The organism is Mycobacterium gallinarum (assembly GCF_010726765.1).
GTDB lineage: Bacteria > Actinomycetota > Actinomycetes > Mycobacteriales > Mycobacteriaceae > Mycobacterium > Mycobacterium gallinarum.
The window spans coordinates 2504846-2516184 of the sequence record NZ_AP022601.1; the positions used below are offsets into that span (position 1 = coordinate 2504846).

The following is an 11339-nucleotide window of genomic DNA, read 5'->3' on the forward strand; positions in this document are numbered from 1 at the left end:
TTAACGCAGGACCAATGCCGGGTCGCCGCGTCGTCGATAAACCGAACCGAAGCGAGCGTCGACGCGCAACCATGACGGAAGCGCACGCACTCGCACGATCTCGTCGCCGCCGACGGCATCACCCGATTGCGGCAGGAAACCCATTGCGGTCAAGGCGAATACACAGCGCATCGGTATACCAACGCTGGCGTCGCCGGCGATGACCGCCACCACCTCCTGGTCCAGCAGCGACGCGGGTGGACCGTGCGAGCTGGAATGCTCCTTGGCGAGCGCCATTCCTCGCTGCGCCAGATCGAGCATGACACCGGCAGGCACGTCATCGAGGTGCTCGAAGCCCGACTCGGGCGGCAACGCACCGCGCCACGCGGAGTCCATCGCGAAGCCCGTCCCGACATATCCGCTGGCATCCATCGCGGCCAGACCCGCGCCCAACGCGTCGGCACCCACGGACAGGTCGGCAGGCTTGACTTCACCGGCGACCACGCGACTGGCCAGCACGTCGAACCCGGTCGACACCCAGGCCGTGACCAGACCGCCCTCGCGCTCACGTAACCGGATCACCGCCGCGTCGTCCAGTCGCAAGGCGCGCTCGACGAAGGCCGCGAGGTCTTCGCGATCAGCGGCGTCGTGCAGCCAAATACCGCGCTCGGGTTGAGTCATCTCAACCATTGCCGCAAATACGCCTTCTGACCATCTGAAAGTCGTTGCAGTCTTTGCTCTCTGATATGTACGGCGGCCAGCTGTGTATCGGCGATCACGGCGGGTTTCGAGTCGGCAGACGCACCCACCGGCCGCACTTCGTATCCGATGGTGAAATCGACAGACCGCACCTTCTTCGTCCACATCGTCACCTGCAAGGGCGAATCGATCAGTCGCACCTGCGCCTTGTAGGAGATGTGCACGTCCGCGATCAGCAGGCCGATGGTGTCGATCTCAGGACCGAACGGCTCACGCAGAAACGGAATCCGTGCCTCTTCGAGGAGTGTGACCATAGTCGCGTGGTTGACGTGCTGATACATGTCGATGTCCGACCAACGGACGTGCACCGGCGCGATGAAACCATGTGTCACCCAGACGTCCCCGTTCCACTCGTCCGAGTCATGCTGCGAATCTGACGGGCGGCCACCGACAGGGTGGCCAGGTCAAGTTCTCCGCCCTCGTAGATCTCGGCGAGCGTTCGCCGCGCACGGCCGACTCGCGAACTGTTGGTCGACTCCCACTCGGCGATCTTCTCCTCGCCGGTCTCGTCGGGCTCGCCCACGGCCAGCACATCGAAGCACAACGCACGTAGCGAACCGTAGATGTCGTCGCGAATCGCCAGCCGCGCCAGAGAATGCCAACGGTCATCCCGTTCGAGCCGTGACACCGCCGTGAGCAGGCTGTCGGTGTTGAAGTGATCCATCAACGCGAAGTACGTGTCCGCAACCTCGGCCGGTTCGCGGTCGACTATGTCCGCGATGTCGATGACGTCGAGCAGGCTGTACTGGTACAGCCCCGTCGCGATCATGTACGCCAGGTCGGAAGACACTCCCTGCGAACTGAACTCGCCGGCCTCCTTCGACACGATCGCCTGATCGTCGCCGCGGAGCCACTCCGACATGCGCGGAGTCAGGGCGGCGACTTTGGCCGCAAACCGATTGATCTCGGCCCCGACCGCCAGCGGTTGCGGCCGGTAATTGAGCAGCCAGCGCCCGGCCCGGTCGATGAGCCGCCGCAGATCCAATGTCATCCGGTCCGACACCACCACCGACACCCCGTTTTCGCTGGCCACGCGGATCTGACGCAACACGTCGCTGATCCGGAAGATGGCGTCGGTCGCCGCATAGCTTCGGACCGCGTCCACCGGCCCCACACCGACGTCTTCGGCGACCCGGTAGGCGTAGCTGATGCCGCTGGTGTCGACGAGGTCGTTCACCAGCATCGTGGTGACGATCTCCCGACGCAGCTGGTGCGCACGGATGTCCGCGCCGAACTCCTCGCGAAGCCTGGCGGGGAAATACACCGGCAGGCGAGCAGCGAACGCGTCCTGATCGGGCAGGTCGCTGGCGAGCACGTCGTCCTTGAGAGCAAGTTTGACGTGAGCCATCAGCGTCGCGAGTTCCGGTGAAGTCAAACCGATTCCGATTTCGGAGCGACGACTGATCTCTTTCTCGGATGGCAGCGCCTCGAGTTCCCGGTTCAGCCCACGATCGTGGACGAAGTCCTTGATCATGCGGGCGTGGACGGGGAGCAGACTGGCCGAGTTCGCGCGGCTGGTGCCCAGCAGATCGTTCTGATCGACGTTGTCCTCGAGAACAAGACGACCGACCTCGTCGGTCATCGACAGCAGCAGTTCGGTGCGGTCCTGCGGACTGACCTTGCCCGCGGTGACGAGTGAATCGATCAGGATCTTGATGTTGACCTCGTGGTCGGAACAGTCGACGCCTGCCGAGTTGTCCAGCGCATCGGTGTTGATCCGGCCCCCTGCGAGATCAAACTCGACCCGCCCCAGTGAAGTCACGCCCAGGTTGCCACCTTCTCCGATGACCTTGGCGCGCACCTGATTACCGTTGACCCGCACGGGATCGTTGGCACGATCGCCGACGTCGGCATCGGACTCCGTCTCGGCCTTGATGTAGGTGCCGATGCCGCCGTTGAACAGCAGATCCGCAGGCGCCATCAGGATCGCCTTCATCAGCGCGGGTGGGGTGAGTTCCTCGACGCCGTCCTCGATGCCCAGTGCCGTGCGGGCCTGCGAGCTGATCGGGATCGCCTTCTGTTCCCTGCTGTACACGCCGCCGCCCTCGCTGATCAGCGAGGCGTTGTAGTCCTCCCAGCTGGACCGCGGCAGTTCAAACAGTCGCTTGCGCTCGTCCCACGACGTCGCCGCGTCGGGGTCCGGGTCGATGAAGATGTGCCGATGGTCGAACGCGGCGCGCAGTCGAATGTGCTTGGACAGCAGCATTCCGTTGCCGAACACGTCGCCGCTCATGTCACCGACGCCGACGACGGTGAAGTCCTCGGACTGGGTGTCGACGCCCATCTCTTTGAAATGCCGTTTGACCGATTCCCACGCACCCTTGGCGGTGATACCCATCGCCTTGTGGTCGTAGCCCACCGATCCGCCCGACGCGAAGGCGTCGCCGAGCCAGAAGCCGTAGGACAGCGCCACCTCGTTGGCGATGTCTGAGAACGTCGCGGTGCCCTTGTCGGCGGCGACGACGAGATACGCGTCGTCGCCGTCCCTGCGCACGACGTCGGCCGGCGTCACAACCGCCCCGGTGACCTTGTCGACGTTGTCGGTGACGTCGAGCAGACCGGAGATGAAGAGTCGGTAGCACGCCACGCCCTCGCTGCGTTGGGCGTCTCGGTCGGCTGCGGCGTCGCCGGTGGCCGGGGGCGGGTCCTTGACGACGAACCCACCCTTGGCGCCGACCGGCACGATGACGGCGTTCTTCACCGCCTGAGCCTTCACGAGGCCCAGGATCTCGGTGCGGAAGTCCTCTCTGCGATCCGACCAGCGCAGTCCGCCGCGGGCCACATGCCCGAATCGCAGGTGTACGCCCTCGACGCGCGGCGAGTACACGAAGATCTCGAACCTGGGTCGCGGCAGCGGGAGTTCGTCGATCAGGCCTGGGTTCAGCTTGAAGGACAGGACGTTTCGTGCGCGCGCGGACTCCTGCCGGGTGACGAAGTAGTTGGTGCGCAGCGTGGCCTGAATCATCGACGCGAACGCGCGCAGAACTCGGTCGGTGTCGAGACTGACCAAGGCGTCGATGTCGGCGGCGACGGCTGCTGCGGCGGCCTGGGCGTCGCGTCGTCGCGGCGCATCGTCTGTCGGCGCGGTCGGACAGAACAGGGCCTCGAATAATTCGACCAGCGATCGCGCCGTCGCGGCGTTGTCGTTGATCACGGACTCGATGTGTGACTGGCTGTACGGAAAACCCGCCTGCTTCAGATATTTCGCATAGCTGCGTACAACGGCTACCTGCTGCCAGGTGAGGCCGGCCCGCAGGACGAGTTCGTTGAACCGGTCGATCTCGGCGCGGCCGTGCCAGATCGCGGTCACCGCATCGGCGAAGCGCATCTGGGCGGCGTCGCGTTCAGGGCCCGGCGGCACCTCCGGTACGGAACTGTGCGGCGACATCTTGAATTGGTAGATCCACACCGGCAAACCGTCGGGTCGGGTCACGGTGAACGGCCGCTCCTCGAGCACCACGACACCCATCGACTGCAGCATCGGGAGTAGGGCACTCAGGGACGCGGACTGTCCGCCGAGATACAGGGTGAGCTGCGCGATGTGTTCCTCGACGGCGTCCAGGAGCACAGGCTTGATCGAATTATCTTGCAGCTCTTCGATGATGGCGATGTCGTTGATCGCTTCATGCGGCGTGAAGGCCTGCTTGTAGGACTCCGAGAACGCCGACGCGTAGTGCGCTGCCTTGGCTTGGTCGATGGAACCGGTCCTGACCGCACCGGTCAGCAGGTCTCCCCACGTGCGGGCCGCCTCTGTCAGCAGACCCTGGATGCGGGTTTCGTTCTCCATCGAGGCATCGATGTCCGCCGGACGCGAGCCGTCGGGCATGCGGACCGTGAAATGCACTACGGCCCATGGTGATTCACTGACGCGTGCGGTGTACTCGATGCTGACCCCGCCGAGCTCGCGCACCAGGATGTTCTGCATCTCCAGCCGCACGTCGGTGGTGTAACGGTCACGGGGAAGGTACACCAGACACGAGACGAAATGGGCGAGCGAATCGGCCCGCATGAACAACAGGGTGCGGCGTCGCGACCCGAGGTCGACGACCGCCTTGACCATGTCGAGCAGCGCCCGTGCCGACAGCGCGAACAACTCCGAACGGGGAATGGTCTGGATGATGTCGAGCAGCAACTGGCCCGGGTGGCTCGGATCGCGCTGCGAGAGCGCCAACGCCTCGCGCACTCGCCCGGAAATCAGCGGTATTTCAAGCACATTGGCATTGGTCGCCGCGACGGTGAACAGGCCGACGAAACGGTGTTCTATCACCGTCGGACCCAACTGCTCGCGTACGACGACGATGTAAGGGTACGCGCCGTAACGAAGGTAGCTGGGGATGGTCGCCTGAGCCAGCACAAGCAGCTCGTCGCTGTGCGTCAACTGCGGCAGCACATCCTGGCGCAGCCGGAGGACGCCGAGCCGGCTCGCCGGGTCCACCGAAGATCGACCATTGTCGACGGAGCAGCGTTGGTAGCCGAGCAGCACGAAGTGCCCGTCGGCGAGCCACCGCAGCAGCGCTGCAACGTCTTTGCGATCCCGCCCGGGGAATCGGCCGTTGTGGTCGTTATCGAGTTCGAACGCCAGTTGGCGCATCGAGGCACCCATCGCGCTGGAGTCCAGCGCGACCTGCCGTGCGTCGGCCAGGACGCCCGGCAGCAACTGGGCAACCTGGGTGAGCGCGCCGCTGTCCGCGGCTTGGCCGAGTTGAACATGGATCCAAGACTCATCGACGCCTTCACGCGACGCCGCCGGGTCGGCGGACGGCCGGACGTCGAGCAGCTCGCCGTTCGAGCTTCGTCGCACCCGGAAGACCGGGTTCATGATCGCCGAGTACGAGACGCCGAATCGGTGCAGCAGCACGGTCACCGAATCCATCACCATCGGGCTGTAATCAGTGACGATCTGCATCGCCGGACCGAAGCCCTTCGGGTCGTCCCCGCCGTATACCGCGACCCGCGTTTCGCCGACCGCCCGACGCTGCCCAAGGCGATGATGCGCGGTCACGAGCGCCGGGCCCATCATCTGGCGCGACGACATATCGACCGGCAGGGTCAGCGACGCGTCGGACGCGGGTGCATCGTGCGGGCCGCGGTAGGTATCGAGATAGGCGTGCGCGAGCCGCGCGACGTCTTCCGGGCTCAGCGCGTGAGGTGCTGAAGGTCCGGCGCGACCGGGACCAGCTGGTCCGCCGATGGCTCCCGGATTCACCGACATGCGACGCTCCTCGCCTGTACCCGTGGACCGCCCGTCATTGGACGTCGTCGCCGGCTCGACGAGCAGGCGACCACGTGGTCCGCACGATGGACACTAGTCTCGCGTGAGGCGGCGGTGGGTCACCCTGTGCGGACGTGCCGCGTCGGCACCGAGCCGCTCGATCTTGTTCTCCTCGTAGCCGCCGAAGTTGCCTTCGAACCAGAACCACTTGGCCTCGTTGTCGTCGTCGCCCTCCCACGCCAGGATGTGCGTGCACGTGCGGTCGAGGAACCAGCGATCGTGCGAGATCACGACTGCACAGCCGGGGAAATTCTCCAGCGCGTTCTCGAGCGAGGACAGCGTTTCGACGTCGAGATCGTTGGTCGGCTCGTCGAGCAGGATCAGGTTGCCGCCCTCTTTGAGGGTGAGCGCCAGGTTGAGCCGGTTGCGTTCACCACCCGACAGCACGCCGGCGGGCTTCTGCTGATCCGGACCCTTGAAACCGAATGCCGAGACATACGCCCTCGACGGGATCTCATTCTGTCCGACCTCGATGTAGTCCAGCTTGTCGGAAACCACTTCCCACACGGTCTTCTTGGGGTCGATGCCGCCGCGGCTCTGGTCTACGTAGCTGAGCTTGACCGTCTCGCCGACCTTCACGGTGCCGCTGTCCGGCTGCTCGAGACCGACGATGGTCTTGAACAGCGTGGTCTTACCTACACCGTTGGGGCCGATGACGCCGACGATTCCGTTGCGCGGAAGAGTGAACGACAGGTCCTTGATGAGGGTGCGCCCCTCGAACCCCTTGTCGAGATGCTCCACCTCGACGACCACGTTGCCGAGGCGCGGGCCGACCGGGATCTGAATTTCCTCGAAGTCGAGCTTGCGGGTCTTCTCCGCCTCGGTGACCATCTCTTCGTAGCGTCCGAGGCGGGCCTTGTTCTTGGCCTGGCGCGCCTTGGCGCCAGACCGGACCCAGGCCAGCTCCTCCTGCAGTCGCTTCTGCAGCTTGGCATCCTTGCGACCCTGAACGGCGACGCGCTCGGCCTTCTTCTCCAGGTAGGTGGAGTAGTTGCCCTCGTACGGGTAAGCGCGTCCGCGGTCGAGCTCCAGGATCCACTCCGCGACGTTGTCCAGGAAGTAGCGGTCGTGCGTGACGGCCAGGATGGCGCCCTTGTAGCTGGCGAGATGCTGTTCGAGCCACAAAACGCTCTCGGCGTCGAGGTGGTTGGTCGGCTCGTCGAGCAGCAGCAGGTCGGGCTTGGACAGCAGCAGCTTGCACAGCGCCACCCGCCGCTTCTCGCCGCCGGACAGATGGGTGACGGGCTCGTCGGCCGGTGGGCAGCGCAGCGCGTCCATCGCCTGTTCGAGCTGGGAGTCGATGTCCCAGGCGTCGGCGGCGTCGAGCTCCTCCTGGAGCTTGCCCATCTCCTCCATCAGCTCATCGCTGTAGTCGGTGGCCATCAGCTCGGCGACCTCGTTGTAGCGGTTGAGCTTGGCCTTGATCGCAACGCCTTCTTCAACGTTCTCGCGGACCGTCTTGGTCTCGTCGAGCTCCGGCTCCTGCATCAGAATGCCGACCGTCGCACCCGGTTGGAGCAGCGCATCGCCGTTGTTGGGGGTGTCGAGCCCGGCCATGATCCGCAAGACGCTCGACTTACCAGCCCCGTTAGGACCGACAACGCCGATCTTCGCGCCTGGAAGGAAGTTCAGACTGACGTCGTCAAGGATGACCTTGTCGCCGTGCGCCTTGCGGACCTTCCGCATCGAATAGATGAATTCGGCCATGCCGTGGTGTTGCCTTTCAAAAGAGGGTCGAGTCGTTTATCGCCGCCGACCATCCTAGGCGTGGCCCCTACGGTCGAGCCGACCGTGTGCCTGCGGCTACGCCGACAGTGGCAGCTCCCGGCCTGACTCGTCGGCGGCGCCGTCATCGCTGGCGTCGGAGGTTTCGTCGGCAAGGTCGGTGACCCGCGCGTCGGCCGGTTGTTTGGTCCGGTCGATGCGGGCGGTGCAGCGGGCCAGATCTGGGCCGACGGATGTCGCCCGTACCTCGACCGACGAGCGCCGGTTGCCGTCACGGTCCTCGTACTCGCTGGTGTAGACGTGTCCGACGACGATCACCGGATCGCCCTTCACGAGACCGGCGCTGGCACCAGCGACCGCGCGCCCCCAGCAGGTCACCGTCACGAACAACGAGTTGCCCGGCTCCCATGTTCCTTCGGCAGTGCGGCGGCGGGAATTACTGGCGACGCGGAACCTGACCATCTCCTGCTCGCCGACCTGGCGGTGGATTGGATCGGTGACGATATTGCCGACGATGTGAAACGGCGTCTCGAACATGATGCTTCCTTTCATTACGTGCGACGGCCGGCGACCCGGCGCGTCGGTGACACGACCATTGACCGTCGGGCCGCCGACATCGAGACCACGTACGGTCGGCGCCGCCCCGCGGCTGTGGATCAATCCGCCGTTGTGGATAGGCCGCGGGTCAGCCTTCGAGTGCCTCCGCACAACCCGCCGATCCCAACCGCCGCGAAACCTCGCGCGAGAAGTAGCCGACGCCATGTGGACCGCTCGGCATCAGGCACGCCAGTCCGCTGCCGCGGACAAAGCCACCTGCCGCGAAATCCTCTACCTGCCAACGGGTTACCTGCTCGACCCAATCAGGCAGCTGGGCGGTGCGCTTCGGTGCCCCGGTGGTTCCGCCCGATTCGAAGATCAGCGGGATCGGCGCCGAAATGCCATGCGATCGCCGCGCGCAGAAACGCGTCCGGGTCCTCGACGGGTCGGTCGCGCGGAACGTCCAGCAATGAGAAGTCGACACCGGTCACGGCACCAGTGGTGTCACCGCCACGTGGCATGCAGCGTGACCTATCTCGCGAAAATGCGTGCGTTAACGTGCCATTCGGCAAGCGTCTACCGCGCGTGCCGGTCACGATGCCCCGTACATTGAAGGCCCATGAGCGAGGATCTGGAGTTGGTGGTGTTCGGCGCGCACCTGCGGGGCGGACCGCTGTCTCACGAACTCACGGATTTGGGCGCGCAGTGGGCCGGCGAGATCACCACGGCCCCCAGGTACCGGATGTCGGTGCTGCCGACCGACCCGCCCAAGCCCGCCGTCACCCGCGTGCCCGACGGCGCTGCGGGCGCCTCCATCATGGGTCATCGCTGGTTGCTCTCGCCACGGGCACTCGGCTTGTTCCTCGCGGCGCTCCCCGCGCCCATGCAGTTGGGCAAGGTCGAGTTCGAGGACGGCACATGGCGAACCGGATTCAGTTGCGATGCTTCAGCCGCCACCGGCCCCGACATAAGTCGCTATGGCAGCTGGCCCGTCGCCATTGCGGCACGGGCGGTCTAACGACCGCTACTGGGACTGCTCCTCGCGGCGGGCAAGCTCGGCGAGCATCCTGTTGTACGCGGCGAGGTCGGCCTCGTCGTCGCGATCCGCGGCGCGGTCCAGCCGCTTCGCGGTGCGCTCGTCGCTGCGGCGCCACTGAATCAGCAGCGCGGCCATCACGATGACGAGCGGCAACTCGCCTGCCGCCCAGGCGATTCCACCACCCAGCCGTTGGTCGCCGAGCAGGTCGTTGTGCCAGTACAGCTGCAGCGACTTGTAGAACGGCTCTCCCAGTACCGTGTTCGTGCTCATCAACACCACCCCGAAGAACGCGTGGAATGGCAACGACGCGAACACCATGCCGACCTTGCCCAGCGGCGGGATCGGCCGCGGAGTCGGATCGACGCCGATCACCACCCAATAGAACAGGTAGCCGGTCAGGAGGAAGTGCAGATTCATCGCGAGGTGGGCGGGGTGGCTGTCCACCGCCGCGTCGAAGATGCCGCCGAAGTACAGCCCGTAGAAACCCGCCACGAACAGGAACGTCGCGACGAACGGATTGGTGAGCACGCGCGACACCCGAGAATGCAGGGCGGCGAGCAGCCACTCCCTGGGCCCCGGCGGATCGTCGCGGCCAGCGGCGGGTAGCGCCCGCAATGCGAGCGTGACGGGAGCCCCGAGCACGAGCAGGATCGGCGCGAGCATCGACAGCAGCATGTGCGCGGCCATGTGCATGCTGAACATGGCCGGCATATACCGGCCGACGCCTGATGACGTGGCGAACAGGAGGACCAGACAACCCAGGAGCCATGCCACGGTCCGGCCGATCGGCCATGTGTCGCCGCGGCGCCGCAGCCTGATGACGGCAACCGTGTACACGACGGCGAACACGATGGCTGCCGTGCCGAATACCAAGTCGAAGCGCCAGTCGAACAGGATGCGGGCCAGCGTTGGTGGACCTGCCAGGTCGTAGCCGATTTCGATCACCGGGATGGAGGGATTGAAGATGGGGGGCGCAGGGGGCGGTGTCCGCCCCAGCGCGACGGCGATACCGAACGTCAGGCCGAACACCACCGCTTCCACGAGTGCCAACCTGATCAACGGAACGCGCGCCCCAGGGTCCGCCTCCAGCGCGGCGACACCGCGGCGGCGTTGCAACCAACCGAGCGCACCGAGTACGCACAGCGCCGCCGTCTTGGCCAGGATCAGCCAGCCGTACGCGGTGTCGAACAGATCTGAGGGCTGAACCCGGACGAGGGCGTTGACGACACCGCTGAACGCCATGGCGACGAAGCACCACAGTGCGACCGCCGAGAATCGACGCGCCGCCAGGTAGGCGTGCTCGCCACCGCGCAGCGCGTGCACCAGCAGCGCCAGCAACCCGCCGGCCCAGAGCGCGCCGGCCACGAGGTGGATGAGCAGGCTGTTGGTGGCCAGATCGTGGGAACCGCCGGAGGCCGAATGACCGGTCAGCGCCAGCGGCAGCAGGGTGGCCAGGGACCCCGCGAACAGCAGCGGCGTCGGCGACCAGCGCAGGACCGGGATGCTGGCGATGGTCACGGCAGCGGCGATGAAGACGGTCCACCGCCACGCCCCGGCGATCTCGACCAGGCTCGCCACCGACCAGATCGCGGACGGGTCCAGGCGCGAGGAGATGGGCTGCCCGGTGACGTCGGACACGGTCAGCGGGACCAGCAACGCGGCGCAGACGGTCCACACGCCGGAGGCGACAGTGCCGAGCCGCAGCGCACGATAGCCGCCGGCGTCGAGCACCCCGTTGGCCTGCGGAGGTACCAGGAATGCGGCGAACAGGAACGACCCGACGGCGATCACGGCGGCGATCTCCCCCGCTGCTCGGACGAACGGCAGGCCATACGTGGTCACCGGGCCCGGATCGGGCAGCCCCGTCGCCGTCAGCGCATCCGCGAGCGACAGCGCGCCCAGGCCCGCGGCGGTCGCCCCGGCCAGCACAGCGACCCCGACGAGCACCGGCCACACCGGGCCGGTGCGCACGCGGGATGCGACCGTCGTCATGCGTTCAGCGTATGGCGTGGCCAGTCGCCAGCCCGC

The 11339-nt window shown here is 66.1% G+C and carries 6 protein-coding genes and 2 pseudogenes; 1 reads left to right on the plus strand and 7 read right to left on the minus strand.

From position 1 onward, the window contains the following. The 6 genes and pseudogenes from G6N42_RS12160 to G6N42_RS12185 form a co-directional block, all read right to left on the minus strand. Positions 1-660, minus strand: coding sequence for a DUF8010 domain-containing protein (locus tag G6N42_RS12160; RefSeq protein WP_163729820.1), 660 nt, complete (start codon positions 658-660; stop codon positions 1-3). Continuing rightward, the gene (locus G6N42_RS12165; protein ID WP_163729821.1) at positions 657-1070 is read right to left on the minus strand and encodes an acyl-CoA thioesterase; all 414 of its coding nucleotides are present in this window, start codon (positions 1068-1070) and stop codon (positions 657-659) included. The genes G6N42_RS12160 and G6N42_RS12165 overlap by 4 nt, the downstream gene beginning before the upstream one ends. After that, positions 1067-5950, minus strand: coding sequence for an NAD-glutamate dehydrogenase (locus tag G6N42_RS12170; protein WP_163729822.1), 4884 nt, complete (start codon positions 5948-5950; stop codon positions 1067-1069). The genes G6N42_RS12165 and G6N42_RS12170 overlap by 4 nt, the downstream gene beginning before the upstream one ends. A gap of 93 nt (positions 5951-6043) precedes the next feature. Next, the gene (gene ettA / locus G6N42_RS12175) at positions 6044-7717 is read right to left on the minus strand and encodes an energy-dependent translational throttle protein EttA (protein WP_083125809.1); all 1674 of its coding nucleotides are present in this window, start codon (positions 7715-7717) and stop codon (positions 6044-6046) included. Positions 7718-7813: 96 nt separating this feature from the next. Continuing rightward, positions 7814-8272 carry a single-stranded DNA-binding protein gene (gene ssb, locus G6N42_RS12180; protein WP_163729823.1) on the minus strand — a complete coding sequence of 153 codons (459 nt, stop codon included), beginning with the start codon at positions 8270-8272 and terminating at the stop codon, positions 7814-7816. 178 nt (positions 8273-8450) lie between these two features. Further along, positions 8451-8763, minus strand: a pseudogene (locus G6N42_RS12185) (phenazine antibiotic biosynthesis protein); the annotation flags it as partial. A 143-nt stretch (positions 8764-8906) separates the two neighbouring features. On the opposite strand from G6N42_RS12185, the pseudogene G6N42_RS12190 reads away from it, so the two are divergent. Further along, positions 8907-9290, plus strand: a pseudogene (locus G6N42_RS12190) (allophanate hydrolase-related protein); the annotation flags it as partial. Between the two features lie 6 nt (positions 9291-9296). Here G6N42_RS12190 and G6N42_RS12195 read toward each other — a convergent pair. After that, the gene (locus G6N42_RS12195; protein ID WP_163729824.1) at positions 9297-11303 is read right to left on the minus strand and encodes a bifunctional copper resistance protein CopD/cytochrome c oxidase assembly protein; all 2007 of its coding nucleotides are present in this window, start codon (positions 11301-11303) and stop codon (positions 9297-9299) included. Between the last annotated feature and the right edge of the window lie 36 nt (positions 11304-11339).